The sequence below is a fragment of the Curvibacter cyanobacteriorum genome, from assembly GCF_028649475.1.
Taxonomy (GTDB): domain Bacteria; phylum Pseudomonadota; class Gammaproteobacteria; order Burkholderiales; family Burkholderiaceae_C; genus Curvibacter; species Curvibacter cyanobacteriorum.
The window spans coordinates 248,387-270,853 of sequence record NZ_JAQSIP010000002.1 but is presented as its reverse complement, the minus strand read 5'-3'; the positions used below and the strand labels follow the sequence as shown (position 1 = coordinate 270,853).

Genomic DNA, 22,467 nt, shown 5'->3' with positions numbered 1-22,467 from the left:
GACCAGGCCCGCGGTGAACACTGGCGACCATGCCCCTGATCACCCCGCCCCAACCCAGCGCCTCGCGGTCCCGCCCCCGGGCCGCCGCCGCCCTCGCCTCCACCCCCAACCACTCGACAGCCCACTCGGCAGCCCACCGGGCCGCCCCCTTGCCGACGCCCCCGGCGCCCCCGCTGCGACCACTCGCTGACCGCGGCTGGCTGCGCTGCGCCGTGCCTGTCCACTGCGGCGGCCTGGGGGGCGAGGCTCGGGAACTGGGGCCGCTGATGGCCGAACTGCGCCAGCAAGACCCGGCCCTGGCCGCGCTGTTCTGGTCGCAACGCCTGGCCATCGAGTTCCTGGTGCAAACCCCCAACGGGGCCCTGCGCGAGCACCTGTTGCCCGATGTCCTGCGGGCCGAGCGCGCCGCCACCGTGCCGATCACCCTGGCGCAGTCCCTGCTCAGCGCCCACGACACGGGCCGGGGCTGGCAACTCAGCGCCCCCCGATTGCAGGCGTTCAACACCTCGGTCGACGGCTTCTCGTTTGTCGCACCGGTGCAGCTGGACGGTCAACAGGGCTGGTGCTGCCTGCGCAGCGAAGAGGACGGCTTCGACGTCCTGCCCGCCCAGGCCCAGCCCCCCGCCCACGTTCACGCCCACACCGCCTCCGCGCCTACCGAAGCGCAGGCCTCGGCGATCCGGCTCCGGCAGGTCTTTTTCAGGGAGGATGAATGGCTGGGCGAGCAGGCCCTGGAGGCCGCGCTGCAACCGGTGTGCGCGGCGCTGGGGCCACCGCCGACCAACCCACGCCTGCACGTTGGCTGACCCCGGCCACCCCGGCTGGCGGGGCTGCCAAGCCCAAGCGGGCCCGGACTGGGCGCTCAGGGGCTGGCGCCTGACGTCCTCCGGGTCGTCGCCCGCGCGGGGAAGTCAGCCCCTTGGCCTGATCCATGGGGGGCCCGAGGCGTGAAGGCTTGAGCTTGGCCCCCGATCCTGCGTTCCAGCGGGTGCGACCGAGCCCCCCTTCGCCCCCGCCCGATGCAGCGCCAAAGGGGCATCGGGCCCGCCCCCCCTGCTGCATTTGCACACAATCGGGGGATTGGAAGACGCGGACGTCACCGACAGAATGGGCCATGGACACGCCAGACGCCCCCAAAATCCGCCAGCTGCGCCTGGCCGTGCACGACACCCTCGCCGCACTGGAAGAACTGTTGATGGTGTTGCGGGTGGCCTACCGCAGCCCCGAAGCGGTGGCCGCCGAGGAACTGACCGCGCGCCTGCTGCACGCCGGCCAAGGGCCCCGCCCCAGCCCTGGGCCCGACGCCGCCGCCCAGCGCGGGCCCGAACCGGGCCCAGGTCAGCCGCCCAGTCGCCCTGATTTGTGACAAATCAAATCCCAGACAGATCAGCTTTTAGCATTTAATAGGCCGCCGTGGGCAGCGACTTTAGAAATCTTTGCAAGCAATGTTGAATTCTTGATAAAAGTTGTCAACCGGAATCCTGCGGCGCTCGTTGTAGCGCCATCCACGGAGATTCCTGATGACTTCCTGCCTCAAAGATTGCCCTGTCAACGCCTGGCCCCACGACGACCGCGACCGCAAGCGCAGCCCCCGTTGAAACGCCACTGACACGGCCAGCCCCCCACTGAGGGCTGACCAGCGGCCCCGCCTGCCGACCTTGTTGGCTCCGCCGGTCCCCCGCTGCACCACCAGGCCCACCGGCCTCTCCCCGCCTCCAAGCGCCCGATCCGGGCGCTTTTTGCTGCCCGTTTCGTCCCCCGCGGCGGCCCCCCCTCCGGCCCTCGGCGGCCCTGACGGACACCCGAGCGACACCCGCCCCCTTCGACGATGACAGCCCCAACCAAGCGCGAAGGCTGAATCCCGGCGCCAGCCCGCCGCCCCCGTGCCAGGGCGCAGTCGTTGGCGCAAAATGAAGGGATGCAACTCAATTACATCGCCAACGCCTCGGTGCCCTCCTCGTCGGGCAAGACACTGCCTGTGATCGATCCGTCGGACGGCCAGGTTTTTGACCACATTCAGCGCAGCAACGCGCAAGACATTGACGACGCGGTGCGTGCCGCCCGCCAGTGCTACGAGACCGTCTGGTCCCGCCTCAGCGCCGCCGAACGCGGCCGCCTGCTGATGCGCCTTTCGGTCAAAGTGGCCGAACACGCCGAAGAACTGGCCGCGCTGGAGCAGCGCGACTGCGGCAAACCCACCAAACAGGCCAAGGCCGACGCGCTGGCCCTGGTGCGCTATTTCGAGTTCTACGCCGGTGCCGCCGACAAGTTCCATGGCGACACCATCCCCTATCAGGAGGGCTACAGCGTGCTGACCTGGCGCGAACCCCATGGCGTGACCGGCCATGTGGTGCCCTGGAACTACCCGATGCAGATCTTCGGCCGCAGCGTCGGGGGGGCCCTGGCCGCAGGCAATGTCTGCGTGGTCAAGCCCGCCGAAGACGCCTGCCTGTCGCTGATCCGGGTCGCCCAGTTGGCGGCCGAGGTGGGCTTCCCGGCTGGCGCCATCAACATCGTGACCGGCTATGGCCACGAGGTTGGCGATGCCCTGGCGCGCCACCCCGGCATCGACCACATCAGCTTCACCGGCAGCCCCAAGGTGGGCACCTTGATCCAGCAGGTGGCGGCCGAGCGCCACTGCCCGGTCACCCTGGAGCTGGGTGGCAAGAGCCCGCAGATCATTTTTGAAGACGCCGACCTGGACGCCGCGGTGCCGGTGATCATCAACGCCATCGTGCAGAACGCGGGCCAGACCTGCTCGGCCGGCTCGCGCGTGCTGATCCAGGAAAGCATTTACGAAGCCCTGCTGGCCCGACTGGGCCAGGCCTTTGAAGCCCTGCGGGTGGGCCCGGCGAGCATGGACCTCGACGTGGGCCCGTTGATCCGCCAAACCCAGCAACAGCGCGTGTGGGACTTCCTGTCCGACGCCCAGGTGGCTGGCATCCAGATGGTGGCCCAGGGCCGCATCGTCGACCAGGCCCCTGAAACCGGCTACTACCAGGCCCCCACCCTGCTGCGCGATGTGCCCGTGGACCACCGACTGGCCCAGGAAGAGGTGTTTGGCCCGGTACTGGCGGCCATGAGCTTCCGCGACGAAGACCATGCGATCGAACTCGCCAACGCCACCGATTTCGGCCTGGTGGCCGGTGTCTGGACGCGCGACGGCGGCCGCCAGTTCCGCATGGCCAAGCGCCTGCGCAGCGGCCAGGTGTTCATCAACAACTACGGCGCAGGCGGCGGGGTGGAACTCCCCTTCGGCGGCGTCAAGTCCTCGGGCTATGGCCGCGAAAAAGGGTTTGAAGCCCTGTACGGCTTCACCACCCTCAAGACCGTGGCCATCCGCCACGGCTGAGCCCACTTCTCGCCGCTCGCCCGCACCGGCCCATGGGGCTGTGGCGGGCGCTGGGGCGCTTCATACCTAGAAACATCAGGAGATCTTCCATGCGCGCACAAGATAAATCCGTCATCGTCACCGGCGCCGGCAATGGCATTGGCGAAGGCATTGCCAAGCGTCTGGCCGCCGAGGGCGCCAAAGTGCTGGTCAACGACATCAACGAAGCCGGCGGCCAGCGCGTGGTGGCCGAGATCATCGCGGCCGGTGGCCAGGCGGCCTTCTTCAAGGCCGACGTGACCCAGTCGGCCCAGGTCAAGGCCCTGGTCGACGAGGCCGTGCGCCTGTACGGCAAGCTCGACGCCATGGTCAACAACGCGGGCTGGACGCACCGCAACCGCCCGGCACTCGAGGTGCCCGAAGAAGAGTTCGACCGCTGCTACGCGATCAACGTCAAGAGCATCTACCTCGCCACGCTGCACGCCACGCCGGTGTTCCGTGCCCACGGTGGCGGCAGTTTCGTCAACATCGCCTCGACCGCCGGCGTGCGCCCGCGCCCCGGCCTGACCTGGTACAACGGCTCCAAGGGCGCCGTCATCACCACCAGCAAGTCGCTGGCGGCCGAGCTGGGCCCGGACAACATCCGCGTCAACTGCATCAACCCGGTGTTCAACCCCGACACCGGCCTGGCGGCTGAGTTTGCGGGGGGCCCGGTGGACGAAGAACGCCGCGCCAAGTTCCGCGCCACCATCCCGCTGGGCCGCTTCTCCACCGCCCTCGACGTGGCCAACGCCGCGCTGTACCTGGTGTCGGACGAGGCGTCCTTCATCTCGGGCGTGTGCATCGAGGTCGACGGCGCGCGCTGCGTCTGAGGCCAGCCTCACCGGGGTCAGGGACACCCCTGAGCCCCGATCCGAAGCGCGGGCTTCTGGTGTAAGGTGGCGGTTGGTGCCTCGGCACCTTCCTCATTTGTTCACTTTTTGAGCCTGCTCCGGCATGTCAGACCGACTCCCCCAAAGCCCTGCGCCCCGCAACATCCCTGTGCTGGACTTGCGCCAGCCGGCGCCGGTGCGGCCGCTGACCCAGCCTTTGCTGCCAGCCCAGGGGGGGCTCAGTGACCGCCTGCACCGGCCCTTGCGCGACCTGCGCATCAGTGTCACCGACCGCTGCAACTTTCGGTGCAGCTACTGCATGCCCAAGGAGGTGTTCGACAAGGACTACCCCTACCTGCCGCAGACCTCGCTGCTGAGTTTTGAAGAGATCACCACGCTGGCGCGCCAGTTCCTGGCCCACGGCGTGCGCAAGATCCGCCTCACCGGCGGTGAGCCGCTGCTGCGCAAGCACCTGGAACGGCTGATCGAGCAACTGGCCGCGCTGCGCACCGTCGACGGGGTGCCCCCCGACCTGACGCTGACCACCAACGGATCGCTGCTGACCCGCAAGGCGGCCAGCCTCAAGGCGGCCGGGCTGCAGCGGGTCACGGTCAGCCTGGATGGGCTGGACGACGCGGTGTTCCGGCGCATGAACGATGTGGACTTTCCGGTCCGCGATGTGCTGGCCGGCATCGAGGCGGCCCAGGCGGCTGGCCTGGGTGCCGACGGCGGCTTGAAGGTCAACATGGTCGTCAAGCGCGGCACCAACGAAGACCAGATCCTTCCCATGGCGCGCCACTTCCGTGGCAGCGGCGTGCCCCTGCGCTTCATCGAGTACATGGACGTTGGGGCCACCAATGGCTGGCGCATGGACGAGGTGCTGCCCTCGGCCCAGGTCATCGAGCGCCTGCGCGAAGCCTTTCCCCTGGTGCCGCTGGAGGCGGCCGCCCCCGGCGAGACCGCGCAACGCTGGGGCTACGCCAACGCCGACGGCGTGTGGGACCCGGCCCTCGGCGAGGTGGGGGTCATCAGCAGCGTGACCCAGGCCTTCTGCCGCGACTGCAACCGCGCGCGGCTGTCCACCGAAGGCCAGCTCTACCTGTGCCTGTTCGCCAGCCAGGGCCATGACCTGCGCAGCCTGCTGCGCGGCGGCGCCAGCGAGGCCGAACTGGCCTCGGCCATCGCGCACATCTGGCAGGGGCGCGGCGACCGCTACTCCGAGCTGCGCGCCCAACGCCCACCCGACACCGCCCTGCCCGCGGGCAGCGGCCAACGCCGGGTCGAGATGAGCTACATCGGTGGCTGACCCCGCCGGGCTGGCCCCCCCCCGGGGGGCGCAAGACATCACCGGCCTGGTGCTGGCCGGTGGTTTGGGCCAGCGCATGGGCCGCGAAAAAGGCCTGCAACCCTTTGGCGGCCAGCCGCTGGCGGCACGGGCCCTGCAACGCCTGCGCGGCCAGACCGGGCTGCAGGCGGTGAATGCCAACCGCGAATGGGCCGCCTACACCGCCCTGGGCGCCCCCGTGTGGCCCGATGCCGAACCGGCCCAGGCGCTTGGGCCGCTGGCCGGGGTGTTGAGCGGCCTGCAACGCGCCAGCACGCCCTGGCTGCTGACCGTGCCCTGCGATGTGCCCTGCTTCCCCTTGGACCTGGCAGCGCGCCTGAGCGCGGGCCTGGTGCAGGCCCAGACCCGGGGCCCGCATGCGATGGCGGTGGTGCGCGCCTGGGCGCCCCACGACGACGCCCTGCTGCAGTGGGACCTGGCCCCGGTCCACCCGCCCGAGCCCCCCGAGGGGCCCGCCCCGCGTCAGCCGGTGTTTGCCCTGCTGCACCGCAGCCTGGCCGAGGACCTGGCGCAGTGGCTGGCCGGCGGCGGGCGCAAGGTGGGGGCCTGGATGGCCCGCCACCCCTCGGTCGAGGTGACGTTCGAAGCCGCCCACACGCCGGCCTGGGCATTTGCCAACGCCAACACCCTGCCCGCCCTGCGGGCGCTGGAGAACCGCCCCGGCTTGACCGAGGGCTGAAAGGGGCCGGACCGAAGACTGACCGCGCGCCCACCGGGCGAGATCAGGCGGGACGATTCAGGCCCCGGCGCCGGGGCCCGTGCGCACACCGCGCGCCCTCAGTTGGAGGCCCCCACGCGCCGCTGGCGCGCACCGGCGCGCATCGGTGCACACCCGCGCACACCGGGACTCAGCGTCGGCCCAGCGCCTTCTCGACCCCCATGTTGGCCAGCGCGTCGGCCCGTTCGTTGCCCGGGTCGCCCGCGTGGCCCTTGACCCAGCGCCATTCGATCTGATGCCCCCCCGTGGCGACCAGCGCATCCAGGCGCTGCCACAGTTCGGCGTTCTTCACGGGTTGCTTGGCGGCGGTCTTCCAGCCCTTGGCTTTCCAGCCGTGGATCCACTCGGTGATGCCCTTGCGCACGTACTCGCTGTCCAGGAACAAGGTGACCTGACAGGGGCGCTTGAGGGCGCTGAGCGCTTCAATCACCGCCATCATCTCCATGCGGTTGTTGGTGGTGCCGAGTTCGCCGCCAAACAGCTCTTTCTCGAACGTGCCGGACTTCAGCAGCACGCCCCAGCCCCCCGGGCCCGGGTTGCCCTTGCAGGCCCCATCGGTGTAGATCACAACAGAATTCAAAACTCAATTTCCTTCAGATTCAAACGGCATGGCCTGGGGCCCTGGGGGCGTGCGGTGCTGGCGATTGACCGCCGGCACCGACACCCCGGCAGGGCGACGGGCCTGCTTCCAGGCCGGTCCCAGCAGGTGCATGCCACGCACCCGCTTGACGGCCACCAAAAAATAAGCGGCACCAAAGATGGGCCACCAGCGTTCGCCAGCGGCGTCCATCCATTCAAAGCGGCGCAGCCAGGTCTCGCTGTCCACCGCCGGGCGGTAGCAGCCAAAGTGGGCGGTTTCGACCTCGAAGCTCAACAGGCGCAGCCAGTCGCGCAAGCGCAGGTACCCCAGAAAGTCACCGCCCCCCGGCAGGTACAGGCGCCCGCCGCCCCAGCGCTGGTACAGCCGCGCCCGGCGTTGCCGGGCACCCCACAGACTGGTTGGGTTGAAGCAGCTGATCACCACCCGCCCATCGGGCACCAGGACCCGCTCCACCTCACGCAAGGTGGTGTGGGGGTCGTGCGACAGCTCCAGCGTGTGCGGCAGCACCACCAGGTCCAGACTGGCCTCAGGAAAGGGCAAGGCGGCGTAATCGGTGAGCAAGGCGGCCCGGGGTCGCGGCTCGCCCGCCTCGGCCAGCGGCGCCAGGCTCAGTGCCTCCAGCGAGTCCACCGCCAACCAGGGGTGCGGCATGCGGTTGCGGCGCAGGGCCGGCAACTCAGGCAGGCCCAACTGCAGGCTGTAGTAGCCAAACAGGTCGGCCACCGCCTCGTCCATGCGGGCTTGCTCCCAGGCCAGCAGGTAGCGGCCCGGCGGGGTTTGAAACCAATCGTGAAGCGACAACATGGGCAAGCGACCAAGAAGACCAGTGAGGGAATGAAAAGTGCATCAACCCGTGTGCCAAGAAGTGCGAAACTGCAGGGTTGCAGCCCCACAGACGCCGCCCCCGGCGACGGGCGCAGGCTTGCAGCCGCCCAACCCCAAGCATAGCGCCTGCCAGCCCCGCAGCAGGCCGTCCAAGTTCCTATAATCCGCCCGTCCATGACCTTTGAACTCATTCCCCTGCCGGCCTTCACGGACAACTACATCTGGCTGCTCCACGACGGGCAGCGGGCCCTGGTGGTGGACCCCGGACAGGCCCAACCCGTGTTGGACGCCCTGGCCCAGCGGCCGGGGCTGACGCTCGAAGCCATCCTCATCACCCACCACCACGCCGACCACACCGGGGGCGTGGCCGCCCTGCGCGAAGCCACCCAGGCCCACGTCTGGGGCCCCGCACGGGAGCGCCTGCCCGAGCCGCTGCAGCGCGTGCAAGGCGGCCAGCGCGTGCTGGCACTGGGCCTGGACTTTGAGGTCTTGGATGTGCCGGGCCACACCGCGGGCCACATCGCCTTCCACCACCCCGATGTCGGTGGTCAGGGCCTGCTGTTCTGCGGTGACACCTTGTTTTCGGGCGGCTGCGGCCGCCTGTTCGAGGGCACGCCCGCCCAGATGCTGCAGTCGCTGGACCAATTGGCGGCCCTGCCGGGCAGCACCCGGGTCTGCTGCACGCACGAGTACACGCTGTCGAACCTGCGTTTTGCGCGCGCCGTCGAACCCGACAACTCGGCGCTGCTCGACTACCAGCACCGCTGCCAGGCCCTGCGTGACCAGGGCCTGCCCACCCTGCCCTCCAGCGTTGCGCTGGAGCGCGCCATCAACCCTTTTCTGCGCTCACGCGAGGCCTCAGTGATCCGAGGCGTCCGGCAACACGACCCCGCCGCCGATGGCGCTGACGAGGTCGCCGTGTTCGCCAGCCTGCGTGAATGGAAGAACCAGTTCCAATGAAACTCATCACCGCGGCCTGCCTGGCCGGCCTGCTGTGGCTCACCGGTTGCGCCACTGCACCCGGCCCCGCCTCCCCCACGGCCAACGACACCGCCCCCCTGCACAGCACCCCCAACGCCAACCGCCCCGCGATGTCGCTGAGCCTGAGCCCGCAGCACACGCTGCAGCCCATCGCGCCCAGCCCCTGGAGCTCGCGCCCGGTGGCCACCACCGCCGCGCCGGCAGACATTTGGCAGCGCATCCGCGCGGGCTACGCCATGCCGGACCTGAACAGCGACCTGGTGCGCGACCGGGAGCAGTGGTACACGACCCGGCCCGATTACATCTTTCGGATGACCGAGCGCTCGCGCAAGTACCTGTTCCACATCGTCGAAGAGCTGGAGCGCCGGGGCATGCCAACCGAGCTCGCCCTGCTGCCCTACATCGAAAGCGCATTCAACCCGCAGGCCGTGTCGTCGGCCAAGGCCGCAGGCATGTGGCAGTTCATGCCCGCCACCGGCACCACCTTCGACCTCAAGCAGAACGTGTTCCGCGACGACCGCCGCGATGTGCTGGCCTCGACCCGCGCGGCGCTCGACTACCTGCAAAAGCTCTACAACCTGTTTGGCGACTGGCACCTCGCGCTGGCCGCTTACAACTGGGGCGAAGGCAATGTGGGCAAGGCGATTGCCCGCAACCAGAAGCAAGGCCTGGGCACCGGCTACCTGGACCTGAGCATGCCCAACGAAACCCGCTACTACGTGCCCAAGTTTCAGGCGGTGAAGAACATCGTGGCCAACCCGGAGCTGTTCCGCGCCGAGCTGCCCGACATCCCGAACCACCCGTACTTTGAAACCGTGGACATCCCCGGTGACATCGACGTCGCGCTGGCCGCCAAGCTGGCCGATGTGCCGCTGGCCGACTTCAAGGCGCTCAACCCCTCGGTGCACCGCCCGGTGATCCTGGCCGCGGGCACGCCGCAGATCCTGCTGCCCTGGGACAACGCCACCATCTTCAAGCGCAACCTCGACGCCTACCACGAGCGCCTGGCCAGCTGGACCGCCTGGACCGCGCCCAGCACCATGTCGGTGGCCGCCGCTGCGCAGCGCGTGGGCATGAGCGAGTACGACCTGCGCAACATCAACAACATCCCGCCGCGCATGCTGATCAAGGCCGGCTCGGCGCTGATCGTGTCGCGCCAGGGCTCGCTGGACAACGACGTCACGGGCCGCGTGGCCGAGACCGGGCAACTCAACCTGGCCCCCGAGATCGTGACCCGACGCACCACCGTCAAGGCGGGTCGCAAAGACACCTTGGTCAGCATCGCCCAGCGCTACAAGGTGTCGATCAGCCAGGTGGCGGATTGGAACGACTTGAAGTCTGGCGCCTCGCTCAAGCCGGGGCAGAGTCTGGTGCTGTTCTTGCCGGTGTCGGCGCGCAGCAACGCGGCCCCCACCCCCCAGGCCAGCCAGGCGGCCAAGTCCGGCCGCCCCCAGCACGCCAGCGCCAGCAAGGCGCCGGTGCGTGCGGCCGCGCCGCGCACGGACAGCCGCAAAAAGCGTTGATCGCCCCACCCGCCCGGCGCCCTGACGGGCGCGGGCCGGCCACCCCAGCCGCGGCACCGCGCTGGCACCTCACTGGCACCGCGCTGGTGGCGATGGCAGGCCTCAGGCCTTGAAGCGGTCCTTGGCGCGGCGCGCAAACTCATTGGTGTAGACCTTGCTCAGGTCGACGCGCTCGGCCTTCAGGGCAGGGTCGAAGGTGGCCAGTGCACGCAAGGCCGTGCGAGGGCCTTCCTCGGGCACCAGACCATCCAGTGACAGGGCTTCGCGCACCTTGCCAAAGGCCGCCAGGTACAGGGCCCGGTCACCGAGCAGGTAACTCTCGGGCACGGTTTGCAGCAGGTCCGAGGGGCCGGCCGTCTGCAGCCATTTGAGCGCATGGACGATCGCATTCGTCAGCGCCTGCACGGTGCGTGGGTGGCGCTTCACGTAGTCACTGGGGGCGTACAGGCTGCCCGCCGGCATCAGGCCGCCAAACACATCGTCCGCCCCCTTGAGGGTACGGGTGTCGGCGATCACCCTGATCTCGCCCTTTTGCTCCAGCTGCGTGACCACCGGGTCCACGTTGCTGATCACGTCGATGCTGCCCGATCGTAGTGCGGCCAGCGCGCCGGCCTGCACGCCCACGCCCTGGAAGCTCACCTCGCTGGGCTTGAGGCCCGCCCGCGCCAGCAGCAGGTTGACCACCGTGTTGGTCGACGACCCGGGGGACGACACGCCCACCTTGCGGCCGCGCAAATCACCGAGGCCACGGTAGTGGGGCAGCGTCTTCTGCGACACCCCCACCACCACCTGGGGTGCGCGCCCCATGAGCACAAAGGCCTTCAGGGCCTGCTGACGCACCTGCCAGGTGATGGTGTGCTCGAACGCCCCGGCGCACACATCGCAAGGGCCGCTGAGCACCGCCTGCAAGGCGCGCGCGCCCCCCACGAAATCACGGATGTCGACGTCCAGGCCCTCGGCCTTGAAGTAGCCCAGGGCTTCGGCCACGGTCAGCGGCAGGTAGTAAAACGTGCCTTTGCCGCCCACGGCAATCGACACCGAGCTTTGTTCCAGTTTGGGCTGGGCGCGCAACGCCGGCGCGGCCACGACCGCAGCCAGGCCCGCGCCAAGGCAGGCACGCCGGTTCAGCACAAAGGGGGTCATCCGAAAAAATCCTCTCTGCTCGGGAGACGCAAGAGTTGGTGAAACAAAAAGACGGGGGGACGCATGGCCACGGGGCTTCAGCCCCGCCATGGTGGCCGGCACGCGACCGACCGGCCCAGCTCAAGGCGCAGGCGGCTCAGCGGTAGCCCGCGAACAGGATGGCGACATTGACCACCAAGCCTGCCACCCAGACGGCGCTGCGCGCAGTCGGCAGGCCCCCCACGTACATCATGATGTAGAGCAGGCGCAGGAGCACATACACAAAAGCCAGGATGTCGAGCAAGGTTTGTGCCGCGCCAAGTTGGTGCGCGATCACCACGGCCCCAATGAAGAACGGCAGCCCTTCAAAGCTGTTGGCCTGGGCCGCGTTGGCACGGGCCCGCCAGTCGGTCTGGCCCGCCAGCCACTGACGCGGGTGGTGGTTGTCATAGCCGCCCTCCCGGCGCGGCTTGTTGAACATGCCGTACTTGGCAATGCCTGCACACACGATCGGCAGCAGGGCTGCGACCAGCACGCACCAATAGGCCACGGTGAAACGAGCGAAATGCAGGGTGTTCATGGAGAGACAGGCCCGTCCCACACGGGACGCAAGCGATGAGAGAGGGACATAGACACAGACCACCGGTCAGGCTCAACCCCTCGGCGGCCTCTGAACCGGCGGCGCTATTACATCATGAGCGCGCAGGCCAGGCGCGCCTGGGGTTGTGACCCAGGTCACGCAGGCGCCTCGAATCAGCGCCCGGTTGCGCACCGTCGCCCCCAGCGGCAGCCGCCGGCGCCGCGCAGCGCTAGGCGGTGCTCAACGGCGGTCTGCCAGCGCGTGGGCAATGGTGCCCAGGTCCACGTACTCGAGTTCACTGCCCACTGGCACGCCACGCGCCAGGCGGGTGACCTTCAAGCCGCGAGACTTGAGCCCTTCGCTGACCACGTGCGCCGTGGCCTCGCCTTCGGCCGTGAAGTTGGTGGCCAGGATCACCTCCTGAACCACGCCATCGCAGGCCCGTTTGAACAGCAGGTCAATGCCGATCTCCTGGGGGCCAATGCCATCCAGCGGACTGATGCGCCCCAGCAGCACAAAGTACAGGCCTTTGTAGGCGGCGGTGCGCTCGAGCGCCGCCTGGTCGGCCGGGGTCTCGACCACGCACAGGCGCGTCAGGTCGCGGCTGGGGTCCAGGCAGGTGGCACAGACCACCTGCTGGGTGAAGGTGTGGCAGCGCTCGCAATGGCGCATGCTGGCACTCGCCTCCTGCAAGGCCCGCGCCAGCAACTGGGCGCCTTCGCGGTCGCTTTGCAGGAGGTGGTAAGCCATGCGCGACGCCGACTTCTGCCCGACACCGGGCAAGCGGCGCAGGGCAGCGATCAAGGCGTCGAGCGAATGGGTGTCAGACATGGGTGGCGGCCCCCAGGGGCCGGGCCGGCCGGTTCAAGCGCGGGTTCAGAACGGGAACTTCATGCCACCGGGCAGGCCCGGCATGCCAGCGGTGATCTTGCCCATCTTTTGCTCGGAGGTTTCTTCGGCCTTGCGCACCGCGGCATTGAAGGCGGCGGCCACCAGGTCTTCGAGCATGTCCTTGTCGTCGGCCAGCAGGCTGGGGTCGATGGTGACGCGCTTGACGTCGTGCTTGCAGGTCATCAAGACCTTCACCAGACCGGCGCCAGACTCCCCTTCGACCTCGATGTGGGCCAGTTCTTCCTGGGCCTTCTTGAGATTGTCCTGCATGGCCTGGGCTTGTTTCATGAGGCCGGCGAGTTGTCCCTTGTTGAACATGGTCGGGGTCTTTCTTGGAATGGTTGGAGAAATGAACAGGAAAAAAACGGCTCAGCCGGACTCAGCCCACAGGGCTCAGGCCGGCTTGAGGGTGCCAGGCACGATTTTCGCGCCAAAGTCACGCATCAAAGTCTGCACAAAGGGGTCGGACAGGATCACGTCCTCGGCCAGCTTCTGGCGCGCCGCGGCGGCCGCGGCATTGCGCCGCGCCGGGCTGTCGGTGACCGGCCCGATCTCGACCGCGATCTGCTGCGTCAACCCCGCCTGTTGCAGGGCCTGGCGCAAACGCTCCCGGCTGTTGGGTTGGTTCAGCGAGTCACGCTCGACGCGCAAGGTCCACAGGGCCTCGGTGCGCGACACCAGTTGGGACTGCAGTGCCAGTTCGCGCACCAGCGCCGTGATGGCCTCGGCCGCCGCGAGGCGCTGCACCACCTCGTGCCAGAAACGACCGTCTTCGGTGTCGGTGTAGGTGGGGTCGATGCGCGAGGCCGCGTGCACGTCGTAGCGTTGCGCGGTGCGCTCGCCGGGCTCGGGCTGTACCCGCACGGGCACGGCCATCAACTGCGGCGCATCGCCCGCGGGGCGCACGGCACCGGCCGGCGGCACGGGGGCCTGGGGGTCGCGCACCGGCAAGGCCCGGCCCGGCACCGCCACCGGGGTGGACACCACCGAGCCGTCATCGGGCCATTCCTGCGCCCAGTCGGGCGGGCCATCGTCTTCATCGACCTGCGGCCCGGCGTCGGGCAACACATCGCCCCAGCGGTCGTCGTCCGCCTCGGCAGCACTGGACTCCGACGCCACGGGGGCCGGCGCCGGTCGGGCGTCGGGCTGAGCCTGGGGCGCAGCGGGGGTCTCTGGGGCCTGCACTGCGGAGGCTGCGGGTGGTGCCGGGGGGGTGACAGCCGACGGCGCCCTGGCGGCCGTCGTCGCCACCGGGGCTTGAACGGGGGCGGCCTCCCAAGGCGCGACCGGGGTGGGTGTCGGGGCGCGTGTCGGGGCTGCTGGCGCGGTAGGCGAAGCCTCGGGCGCCACTGCGACCGACGTGCCCACGGGCGCGGCAGGCGCCGCCATCACGGCGGCTTCGGGGGCTGCTGGGCTCACTGGGGCCGCCGTGGCGGGGGCCGCAACAGCCTCAGCGGGCGCGGCCCTTGCCGGAGTCGCCGGGGCCGCCGTGACCGCCACAGGGGCCGGGGCCACCACCGGGGGCGGCATCGCGGCCACCGGCGCAGAGGGCACGGGGACCGCCGCCGCAGGCGCCGGCTCAGGATTCAGAGTTTTTTTTTCAGCCAGGGCCGCCGCGGCCGTCAGCACCGATGGCGACTTGGGGCCACCGTGCGCGGTCTTGAAGGCCAGCAAGCGCAGCAAGACCATGGTCAGTGCGGCGTACTCGTCGGGCGCCAGGCCCAACTCGGCGCGGCCATGCAGGCACATGCTGTAGAGCAACTGGGTCTCGTCGGGCGGCATCAGGAGCGACAGGCGCGCCATCTCGACCACTTCGGCATCGCGGCCCTCGGCCGCAGCGGCCATCTGAGGCACGGCCTGGAACACCGCCATGCGCTGCAGCACCGCGGTCATTTCTTCCAGCGTGGAGGCGGCCGACAAACCGTTGAGGCGCAAGGCCTCGGTGGTCTCGACCACCGTGCGGCCATCGCCCTCGGCCAGGGCGCCGATCAGGCGGAACACATGGCTGCGGTCCACGCTGCCCAGCATCTGGCGCACACCGGCTTCCAGCAGCTGCCCACTGCCAAAGGCAATGGCCTGGTCGGTCAGCGACAGCGCATCGCGCATCGAGCCACGGGCCGCCCGCGACAGCAGGCGCAGGGCGCCCTCCTCGGCCGGCACTGATTCTTTGCCGAGCACCTGGGTCAGGTGCTCGAGCACGGTCTCGGGGGCCATGGGGCGCAGGTTGAACTGCAGGCAACGCGACAGCACGGTGACCGGCACCTTCTGCGGGTCGGTCGTGGCCAGCACGAACTTCAGGTACTCAGGCGGTTCCTCGAGCGTCTTCAACATCGCGTTGAAGGCGGTGTTGGTGAGCATGTGCACCTCGTCGATCATGAAGACCTTGAAGCGCCCCTGCACCGGCTTGTAGACCGCCTGCTCCAGCAGCGACTGGACCTCATCGACCCCACGGTTGGAGGCCGCGTCGAGCTCGGTGTAGTCGACAAAACGACCGCTGTCGATGTCGGTGCACGCCTGGCAGACACCACACGGGCGGCTGGTGATGCCCCCCTGGCCGTCCACCCCCACGCAGTTGAGCGACTTGGCCAAAATCCGCGACACCGTCGTCTTGCCCACACCGCGGGTCCCCGTGAACAGGTAAGCGTGGTGCAGGCGCTGGGTCTCCAGCGCGTTGCCCAGGGCTTGCACGACGTGCTCCTGCCCCACCATTTCAGTGAAATTGCGGGGGCGGTACTTTCGGGCGAGCACGAGATAGGACATCCCATGATTCTATGTGCCCCGCCGACCCCAGCCGGGGCTGACCGGCGGGAGCCCTTCAGAATTGATTCATCCTCGCGGCGCACCATGGTCCTTTTCACCTCCCCAGGAAGGGACACCATGGCCACCGCTCACCCGCAACGCTTCAACCCGCCCACCCTCTGGCTGCATTGGCTGATGGCCCTGCTGCTGGTGGCTGTGGTGTTGAGCATCGAACTGCACGAACTCTGGCCCAAGGGCGACCCCACCCGCGCCCTGCTGAAGGCTTGGCATTTCCAGCTGGGCCTGGCGGTGTTTGCCCTGCTGTGGCTGCGTTTGCTGTTGCGCTGGGCCGGCCCCAGGTCACCCGCTGTTCAGCCCCCACTGGCCCGATGGCAAGCCCGCCTGTCACACGGGGTGCAAGGGGGCCTGTACCTGCTGATGGCGGCCCTGCCACTGCTGGGCTGGCTGTCGATGAACGCCAAAGGCAAGACCCTGGTGTTGTGGGGCGTTTGGAGCCTGCCCTTGCTGCTGAACCCGGACGCCGCCCTCGCCCACACCCTGGAAGACTGGCACGAATGGGGCGCCAACCTGGGCATGGCCCTGGTGGCGCTGCACACCGTCGCCGCGCTGGTGCACCACTTTGTGCAAGGCGACAACACCTTGACCCGCATGCTGCCAGGCCGCCGCTGAGGCGGCATGGGCTGCTGAAGGTGCACGGCGGCCCCCGCCCAGGCGCTGGCATGGCCCCCCCGGGCGCGTGGCCATGCCGTGACGACCCGGGCCACCCCGGCGAACCCGCACCCGGCCCAGAGCGAACGGATCCACCCGCCTGGTCGGTCGACACCAACCCAGCCCGTCGATCCTCGCTGGGTTCACGGCGATGCGTGGGCGTGGCGCGCCAGCGGGCGCCCCACCCGCGCCAGAGTGTCGTGAAGTGGGACTGGGCTGCGCGATTCTGGCCCGCCAGCCCGAACCAGGGGGCGGCATCGCATATACTCTCGCCTTGACGGGCCTCCCCGCATGGTGAAGCGGCCAACCGGGTCAGGTGGGGAACCAAGCAGCCCTAACTGTGGAGCCAGTGCCGGGGGTAAGGCTCGTCAACTTCTTCTTTCGAACCGTTGTGGGGTGCCCACCGAGAGCCCGCTGAAGCGCAACGGTTTGTCCAGGCCTACCGCCAATCCCCCTTGCCCCGCCCCGATCCGCTGTTGCGGTGGCAGTTGGCGCTTGGGGCTTTGGGCCGCATTCAACCGCCCCCTCCAGTGTCATTCCAGCCAAGGGCCGCCGCCGGCCCCGACCGGCGCCTTGCGCAGGCTCGACCAGGTTCACCCAATTTCAACCAAGCGCTCCAAGGCGCCCGACTGAGGTCACCCGTGCGCCATGCCCCGCGGCCAGAAACGACCACCGTCTGGGCCGCACCGCCCCATGCCAGGGGAGGCCTCAGCGCATGCCACGCGGCACCGCGCACAACCCCAACCGCCCCCAACCAACCCCGAATAGCCCCGACTGAGCCCGAGGGCGGCCGATAGCGGTCAATAGCGGCCGATGGAGGCTGGGCGCCAAGCCACGCCCCCCGCCGGGCCAGCCATGCCCTGCACTCCCGGACCGCCGCCCCGCGCGGTGCAGGACTGCCGATCTTCCGCCGCCTCAAAGTGTGAATTATAATAAAAATGTTTATTTAGGCATTTGCAACTCTGAAATATGACACTTCACCCTCTCCAAATGACAAGCACTTGTCATCCGACAGAGGGCCTCAAGGGCCGTGGCGCCCAGCCCGAGGGCTGGGTCACAGGCGCTCGAACGAACGCCAAACCTGGCGATCAGCAAGGGATTTCCGAGCCTATTAAGCTGAAACCAGGGGCTGCGCGTGCGCGGCGCCAATGCCGCCCCTGGCCCAAGCAGGCCTCGGTGCCCACGCCAGGACGGTTTGAAGGTCTTTTGCGGAATTGCAATTCAACCGAATAAAAATATCATTTTCAATCCTCCAGCCTGGCGACCACCGCATCGGTGCTCGGTGGGCACCGGTCCCCGGCCCCAGTGCCGTTCAGGACCGAGGCCCAGGGGCTGGACACCGGCAGCGGTGAAGCAGAAGGAACGCCATGACAGACAACGGTTTGGTGAGTTTTATCGATGAAGCCGACGCCCCGGTCGCCGACGAGTTGTCGTTTGAAGCCCAAACGCCGTGGCGCATCCTGGTGGTGGACGATGACGAGGACGTGCACGAGGCCACCCACTTTGCCCTCAGCGGCTTGCGGATCGCAGGCCGTGCGCTCGAATTGCTGCACGCGCGCAGCGCCGCGTCCTGCGTTGAGGTGCTGCAGCGCGAACGCGATGTGGCGGTGGTGCTGCTTGATGTGGTGATGGAGACCCCCGACGCGGGCCTGCGCCTGGTCGAGGTGATCCGCAAGCAGTTGGGCCTGCACCAGTTGCGCATCATCTTGCGCACGGGCCAGCCGGGCCAATCGCCCGAGCTGGAGACCATCAACGCCTACGACATCAACGACTACAAGACCAAGAACGAGCTGACCCGCACCAAGCTCTACGCCAGCCTGACCACCGCGCTGCGCAGCTACGACCAGCTGCACCGGCTTGAGCTGAGCCGGCAAGGGCTGGAGAAGATCGTCGACGCGGGCAACCAGTTCATCGCCGATCAGGGCATGCAGGCCTTTGCCGAAGGCGTCATCACCCAGATTGCCGGCTTGCTGGGCATTGCGCCGGAAGGCGTGGTGTGCGCCAGCGCTGAATTTGGCAGCGGGCCGGCAGACGGCGAGAACCCTGACCACTTCGTCATCATCGCGGCGGCCGGTCCCTACCGCGAGTGGATGAACCGCCCGCTCGACCAGATCGCCGACGAGAGCATTGTGGCCAGCCTGCGGCGCAGCCTGCAGCAACGCCAGACCCTGGTCGACCGACAAAGCGTCACCCTGTTCTTTGCCGGCAAGTCCGAGCAGGATTTTGCAGCGCACATCGCCGCCAGCGTGCCCCTGCTGGAGGTCGACCGCCGCCTGCTCGAGGTGTTCTGCACCAACATCTCGCTGTGTGCCAACAACGTGAGCCTGGTCAACCGCCTGCGCGACCTGGCCTACAACGACAACCTGCTGCAACTGCCCAACCGCTTTGCCTTCCTCAAGCTGCTGGGCGAGCGCCTGGAACAAGGCCAACTGGCCCACTGCGTGCTGGCCAAGCTCGACATCGACCAGTTTGCCCAGGCCAATGAGATGCTGGGCCACCGCTATGGCGACCTGTTGCTGCAAGCCCTGGTGGCGCGGCTCAACGAGCACTTTGCCGCCGACTGCCAGATCGGCCGCCTGGGCGGCAACACCTTTGGCCTGCTCGGGCCCGAGCGATCGCTCCGCCCGGAGGCGTTGGCCCGCATCTGCGAGTCCCCGTTCCAGGTCGGACCGCTGAGCCGACGGCTGTCCGCGTCGGTGGGCCTGGTGCGTTGCGAGGACGTCATGCCCTGCAGCGCCGAGGACCTGATCGAATACGCCTTTGTGGCCCTCAAGCAGGCCAAATCGCAGGGCCAGGGGCGCATCGCCTGGTTCACGCGCGCGCTTGGCAACGACGCCAAAGAGCGCTCCACCCTGCTGCAAGGCCTGCACAAGGCGTTTGACCTGAACCGCCTGTTCCTGGTCTACCAACCGAAGGTGGACATCCAGAGCGAGCAGGTGGTGGGGCTGGAAGCCTTGGTGCGCTGGCGCGACGAGAACGGCCACATGGTGCCGCCCGACCGCTTCATCCCGGTGGCCGAACAGTCGGGCCTGATCGTGGCGCTGGGGCTGTGGGTGCTGCGCACCGCCTTGCAGACGCTGGCCCAGTTGGCCCAGGCCGGCCATGGGCAGATCCAGATGGGGGTCAATGTCTCGGTGGTCCAGCTCGAGCACCCGGGTTTCCTGGCCGAGCTCAAAGCCATCCTGCAAGCGTCGCAACTGGCGCCCGAGCAGTTGGAGCTTGAAGTGACCGAATCGGTGGCCATCCTGGGCCTGGACCGGGTCTCGGCCTTGCTTGAATCGATCCGCGAGCTGGGCGTGGGCATCGCCATCGACGACTTCGGTACCGGCTTCTCATCGCTGTCCTACATCGACCGGCTGCCCGCACACCGGCTGAAGATCGACCGCGCCTTCATCGAGAACCTGGACAGCGAACACCGGGGCGCCCGCATCGCGCGCATCATCATCCCGCTGGGCCACCAACTGGGCATGAAGGTGGTGGCCGAGGGCGTGGAGACCCGTGAACAGATCAAGGTGCTGCAGGAGCTGGGCTGCGACGAGGTGCAAGGCTACTTCTACGCCCGCCCGATGCCCTACGACGAGCTGCTGACCTGGCTGGCCAAGGCCCGCGCCAACTGAGCTTCAGCAGCCCAAGGCCCGCGTTCTGGCCCGCGTTCTGGCTCGCGTTTCGGCACGGGTTTCAGCAGTCGCGCCGTCATGCATTCCGGCGCGCTTCCAGGCCGAGGCGGGCCAGCCGGGCCAGCCAATCCTGGTGGGCCCCCAGCCGACCCAGGCCCTCAGTCCCAGGTCTGCACGTCGTCGCGGCTGACCTCGGCGCGGGCCGGTGCCAGGCGCGGGAACACCACCGAGAAGCAGGCCCCCTGGCCCAGCTCGCTGCGCACCTCGATGCGACCGCCCAGCACATGGGTGGCCGCGTTGTAGCTGATGTTGAGGCCCAGCCCGGTGCCCCCCCGGCCCATGCGGGTGGTGACGAAGGGGTCAAAAACCCGCGCGATCAGGTCGGGCGCAATGCCATGGCCATCGTCCATCACCTGCAGGCTGACCCAGTCGGCATCCACCGCCGCGCCCAGGATGCGCACCGTGCCACGCGGCAGGCCATCGAGGCCGTGCACGATGGCGTTGGTGATCAGGTTGGTCAGCACCTGGCCCAGGTGGCCGGGGTAGCTGTCGATCTTCAAGCCCGACGCCACCTGCACCTCGAAGGTGATCGGCAGCCGTGAATAGGTGGGCTTGAGGGTCAGCAAGATCTCGTTGACCAGTTCGTCAAGCACAAACACCCGGCGCTGGGCGCTCGACTGGTCGACCGCCACCTGCTTGAAGCTGGTCACCAAATCGGCGGCCCGCTTGAGGTTGCGGGCGCTGATGCTGGTGGCCTGGTCGACACAATCGATCCAGGCCTCCAGGGTCGACTTGCGCAGGCCCGCGGCCATGGCGTCCTTGAACTGCTGGGTTTCATCGCGCAGCGTGCTGATGGCCATCAGGCTGTTGCCCAGCGGGGTGTTGAGCTCGTGCGCCACCCCCGCTACCAGCCCCCCCAGTGCCGCCATCTTCTCGGACCGGACCAGGTTGTCCCGCGTCTCGTGCAAGCGGTCAATGGCCTGACTGGCTTCGTCGTTGGCGCGCTGCAGCGCCTCGGTGCGCTGGGCCACACGGGCTTCGAGCGCCTCGTTGAGGCTCTTCAGCTCCTGCGCATGGCGCTGCGCCTCGGAGATGTCCTCCAGTGCCCAGACCTGCCAGGTCTGGCCGCTGCGCTCCAACACCCGCACCGACACGCGGCAAGTCAGCTCCGTGCCATCGGCGTGGCGCAGCCGGGCCTCGACAGTTTCGCCCTGCACCAGGCGCGGATCACGCCGCGGCCGCCCCTCGCGCTCGGGCCAGATGGGCAGCAGGCGGGCCGGTTGCCCCACCACCGCCTCACGCACCAGGCCAAACTGCCGGCACGCGGCTTCGTTCAGGTCGATCAGCAGGTCGCTCTCGGGGTCGTACACCGCCAAGGCGATCGGTGACACATCAAAAATGGCCCGAAAGTGCTGTTGCCGCTCGCGCAAGCTGGCCGACATCGACTCGAGGTGCTCCGACAGGCTGTTGAACTCCCGCACCGGGCCCTTGGGCCAATTGCTGAGCACCTGCCCCGACGCGACCTGCTTGGCCTGCTCGACGATGCGCTGCAAGGCACGCTTCAAACCCGTGGCCCACAGGGGTGACAACACGACCCCGATCAACAGCATGCCCAAAAAGCCCGTGCTGACCAAGGTGATCCAGGCCATCACCCGGGGGTTGTCCAGTCCTCGCGGGGTCAGCGCGGCGACGTACCAGTCAACGTACTGCGACTTGGCCACCGCCACGTGGTAGGACACGCCCTGCAGCACCATGTGCTCGGGCGGCTCCAAGCCCTGGCGCAGTTGCTGGTACAAGGCGGTTTCGCGCCAATAAGCAGGCTCCGAGGGCACCACCCCCCGCTCGCTGTTGGCCATGAAGCGACCCGAGGCGTCCAGCAACCACAGGCTGATCGGGCTGGTGGCGGAGCCGCGGATGGGCTCCTGGTATTCGGTCGCAGACCGAAAAAGAAACGAAGTTGGCACCTCGGCCAACAGCAGTCGACCATCAGGCAAGGGACGGGCCAGGGCCAGCACCCGCTCGCCGGCCATCATGGATGGGTGACGTTCGTCCCACAGCAAGCGCTGCTGAAAGCGAACCCGCGCCACCAACGGGGACAGCGACAGGTCTTGCCCCAGCAACTCCTTCTGGCGCCAACGCCAGACCGTGCTGGCACCCACCGCCTGCACGCGGCCCTCAGGACTCAACAGCGCAATCGACAAAAAGGTGCTGCCATCGCCCACCGCCTGGTTCAGCACCTCGGCCAAGGTCTCGGGCCGTGGCGCGCGCAGGGTGGCGGCCAGGATCTCCAGGCGCTCCTCGATGGAGTGCAGCAACAGATCCTCGCTGCGCGCCGCGCTGCGGGCCTCCTGGATCACCCGCCCGCGCGCATCGGCTTCAAGCTGCGGGATGCGGATCAGCAACAGCGTCAAGCCGACGATGCTGAACGCCAGCAAGGTCGACAGGCACAGCAGGCCCATCAGGTAGGACACCAGGGGCCAGGCGTGGCGATCGCCAGCGGGGGCGATCGGCCCGGTGATGGAATTCGTCATGGCAGGGAGTCTCCGTCCTCAGACGCACGCGCAGGGTTGGCCACCTGCTTCGCCTCCCATCC

18 protein-coding genes and 1 other RNA gene are annotated in these 22,467 nt (G+C 68.5%); 11 read left to right on the top strand and 8 right to left on the bottom strand.

The features are described from left to right. The first annotated feature begins 29 nt into the window (after positions 1-29). The 6 genes from PSQ40_RS04570 (at position 30) to mobA (ending at position 6,227) form a co-directional block, all read left to right on the top strand. The gene (locus PSQ40_RS04570) at positions 30-806 is read left to right on the top strand and encodes an acyl-CoA dehydrogenase family protein (protein ID WP_273949136.1); all 777 of its coding nucleotides are present in this window, start codon (positions 30-32) and stop codon (positions 804-806) included. 308 nt (positions 807-1,114) lie between these two features. Continuing rightward, a complete protein-coding gene (locus tag PSQ40_RS04565) occupies positions 1,115-1,366 on the top strand; it encodes a hypothetical protein (protein WP_273949135.1) in 252 nt (83 codons plus the stop codon). 552 nt (positions 1,367-1,918) lie between these two features. After that, a complete protein-coding gene (locus PSQ40_RS04560) occupies positions 1,919-3,352 on the top strand; it encodes an aldehyde dehydrogenase family protein (protein ID WP_273949133.1) in 1,434 nt (477 codons plus the stop codon). An 89-nt stretch (positions 3,353-3,441) separates the two neighbouring features. After that, positions 3,442-4,203 carry an SDR family oxidoreductase gene (locus PSQ40_RS04555; RefSeq protein ID WP_273949132.1) on the top strand — a complete coding sequence of 254 codons (762 nt, stop codon included), beginning with the start codon at positions 3,442-3,444 and terminating at the stop codon, positions 4,201-4,203. A 124-nt stretch (positions 4,204-4,327) separates the two neighbouring features. Further along, on the top strand, positions 4,328-5,509 hold the full coding sequence (gene moaA, locus PSQ40_RS04550) for a GTP 3',8-cyclase MoaA (protein ID WP_273949131.1): 1,182 nt from the start codon (positions 4,328-4,330) through the stop codon (positions 5,507-5,509). Continuing rightward, entirely contained in the window at positions 5,502-6,227 is a 726-nt protein-coding gene (mobA, locus tag PSQ40_RS04545; RefSeq protein ID WP_273949129.1) for a molybdenum cofactor guanylyltransferase, read from the top strand. Before moaA ends, mobA begins: the two co-directional genes overlap by 8 nt. 169 nt (positions 6,228-6,396) lie before the next feature. Here the strand turns inward: mobA and rnhA are convergent, their stop codons facing one another. Further along, positions 6,397-6,846 carry a ribonuclease HI gene (gene rnhA, locus PSQ40_RS04540; protein ID WP_273925817.1) on the bottom strand — a complete coding sequence of 150 codons (450 nt, stop codon included), beginning with the start codon at positions 6,844-6,846 and terminating at the stop codon, positions 6,397-6,399. A 3-nt stretch (positions 6,847-6,849) separates the two neighbouring features. After that, entirely contained in the window at positions 6,850-7,671 is an 822-nt protein-coding gene (locus PSQ40_RS04535; RefSeq protein WP_273949128.1) for a class I SAM-dependent methyltransferase, read from the bottom strand. Between the two features lie 195 nt (positions 7,672-7,866). Between PSQ40_RS04535 and gloB the strand changes: the two genes are divergently transcribed. Both gloB and PSQ40_RS04525 read left to right on the top strand, forming a co-directional pair. Then, complete coding sequence (gene gloB, locus PSQ40_RS04530) at positions 7,867-8,652, top strand: hydroxyacylglutathione hydrolase (RefSeq protein WP_273949127.1); 786 nt, start codon at positions 7,867-7,869, stop codon at positions 8,650-8,652. Continuing rightward, a complete protein-coding gene (locus tag PSQ40_RS04525; protein WP_273949125.1) occupies positions 8,649-10,196 on the top strand; it encodes a transglycosylase SLT domain-containing protein in 1,548 nt (515 codons plus the stop codon). Before gloB ends, PSQ40_RS04525 begins: the two co-directional genes overlap by 4 nt. Before the next feature lie 102 nt (positions 10,197-10,298). Here the strand turns inward: PSQ40_RS04525 and PSQ40_RS04520 are convergent, their stop codons facing one another. From PSQ40_RS04520 to dnaX, 5 genes are all read right to left on the bottom strand, one after another. Further along, positions 10,299-11,339, bottom strand: coding sequence for an ABC transporter substrate-binding protein (locus tag PSQ40_RS04520; RefSeq protein WP_273949123.1), 1,041 nt, complete (start codon positions 11,337-11,339; stop codon positions 10,299-10,301). Between the two features lie 136 nt (positions 11,340-11,475). Next, the gene (locus tag PSQ40_RS04515; protein WP_273949121.1) at positions 11,476-11,898 is read right to left on the bottom strand and encodes an MAPEG family protein; all 423 of its coding nucleotides are present in this window, start codon (positions 11,896-11,898) and stop codon (positions 11,476-11,478) included. 240 nt (positions 11,899-12,138) lie between these two features. Beyond that, complete coding sequence (gene recR, locus PSQ40_RS04510; protein ID WP_273949119.1) at positions 12,139-12,729, bottom strand: recombination mediator RecR; 591 nt, start codon at positions 12,727-12,729, stop codon at positions 12,139-12,141. 45 nt (positions 12,730-12,774) lie between these two features. Then, positions 12,775-13,107, bottom strand: a complete 333-nt coding sequence (locus PSQ40_RS04505; protein WP_273949117.1) for a YbaB/EbfC family nucleoid-associated protein — start codon at positions 13,105-13,107, stop codon at positions 12,775-12,777. Between the two features lie 75 nt (positions 13,108-13,182). Beyond that, positions 13,183-15,549 (bottom strand): DNA polymerase III subunit gamma/tau, encoded by a 2,367-nt coding sequence (dnaX, locus tag PSQ40_RS04500; protein WP_273949116.1) that lies wholly within the window; start codon positions 15,547-15,549, stop codon positions 13,183-13,185. Positions 15,550-15,666: 117 nt separating this feature from the next. Between dnaX and PSQ40_RS04495 the strand changes: the two genes are divergently transcribed. From PSQ40_RS04495 to PSQ40_RS04485, 3 genes are all read left to right on the top strand, one after another. After that, positions 15,667-16,218, top strand: a complete 552-nt coding sequence (locus PSQ40_RS04495; RefSeq protein ID WP_273949114.1) for a cytochrome b — start codon at positions 15,667-15,669, stop codon at positions 16,216-16,218. Between the two features lie 315 nt (positions 16,219-16,533). Beyond that, positions 16,534-16,630: signal recognition particle sRNA small type (gene ffs, locus PSQ40_RS04490), an RNA gene on the top strand. Between the two features lie 994 nt (positions 16,631-17,624). Then, entirely contained in the window at positions 17,625-19,874 is a 2,250-nt protein-coding gene (locus PSQ40_RS04485; RefSeq protein WP_273949112.1) for a putative bifunctional diguanylate cyclase/phosphodiesterase, read from the top strand. Between the two features lie 158 nt (positions 19,875-20,032). Here the strand turns inward: PSQ40_RS04485 and PSQ40_RS04480 are convergent, their stop codons facing one another. Continuing rightward, positions 20,033-22,405 (bottom strand): ATP-binding protein, encoded by a 2,373-nt coding sequence (locus PSQ40_RS04480; RefSeq protein WP_273949110.1) that lies wholly within the window; start codon positions 22,403-22,405, stop codon positions 20,033-20,035. Positions 22,406-22,467: the final 62 nt, after the last annotated feature.

Bases quoted from the DNA above. Each gene is read 5' to 3' on its own strand.
- PSQ40_RS04570 (WP_273949136.1), top strand. From the start codon at position 30: ATGCCCCTGATCACCCCGCCCCAACCCAGCGCCTCGCGGTCCCGCCCC.
- PSQ40_RS04565 (WP_273949135.1), top strand. From the start codon at position 1,115: ATGGACACGCCAGACGCCCCCAAAATCCGCCAGCTGCGCCTGGCCGTG.
- PSQ40_RS04560 (WP_273949133.1), top strand. From the start codon at position 1,919: ATGCAACTCAATTACATCGCCAACGCCTCGGTGCCCTCCTCGTCGGGC.
- PSQ40_RS04555 (WP_273949132.1), top strand. From the start codon at position 3,442: ATGCGCGCACAAGATAAATCCGTCATCGTCACCGGCGCCGGCAATGGC.
- moaA (WP_273949131.1), top strand. From the start codon at position 4,328: ATGTCAGACCGACTCCCCCAAAGCCCTGCGCCCCGCAACATCCCTGTG.
- PSQ40_RS04535 (WP_273949128.1), bottom strand. From the start codon at position 7,671: ATGTTGTCGCTTCACGATTGGTTTCAAACCCCGCCGGGCCGCTACCTG.
- gloB (WP_273949127.1), top strand. From the start codon at position 7,867: ATGACCTTTGAACTCATTCCCCTGCCGGCCTTCACGGACAACTACATC.
- PSQ40_RS04525 (WP_273949125.1), top strand. From the start codon at position 8,649: ATGAAACTCATCACCGCGGCCTGCCTGGCCGGCCTGCTGTGGCTCACC.
- PSQ40_RS04520 (WP_273949123.1), bottom strand. From the start codon at position 11,339: ATGACCCCCTTTGTGCTGAACCGGCGTGCCTGCCTTGGCGCGGGCCTG.
- PSQ40_RS04515 (WP_273949121.1), bottom strand. From the start codon at position 11,898: ATGAACACCCTGCATTTCGCTCGTTTCACCGTGGCCTATTGGTGCGTG.
- recR (WP_273949119.1), bottom strand. From the start codon at position 12,729: ATGTCTGACACCCATTCGCTCGACGCCTTGATCGCTGCCCTGCGCCGC.
- PSQ40_RS04505 (WP_273949117.1), bottom strand. From the start codon at position 13,107: ATGTTCAACAAGGGACAACTCGCCGGCCTCATGAAACAAGCCCAGGCC.
- dnaX (WP_273949116.1), bottom strand. From the start codon at position 15,549: ATGTCCTATCTCGTGCTCGCCCGAAAGTACCGCCCCCGCAATTTCACT.
- PSQ40_RS04495 (WP_273949114.1), top strand. From the start codon at position 15,667: ATGGCCACCGCTCACCCGCAACGCTTCAACCCGCCCACCCTCTGGCTG.
- PSQ40_RS04485 (WP_273949112.1), top strand. From the start codon at position 17,625: ATGACAGACAACGGTTTGGTGAGTTTTATCGATGAAGCCGACGCCCCG.
- PSQ40_RS04480 (WP_273949110.1), bottom strand. From the start codon at position 22,405: ATGACGAATTCCATCACCGGGCCGATCGCCCCCGCTGGCGATCGCCAC.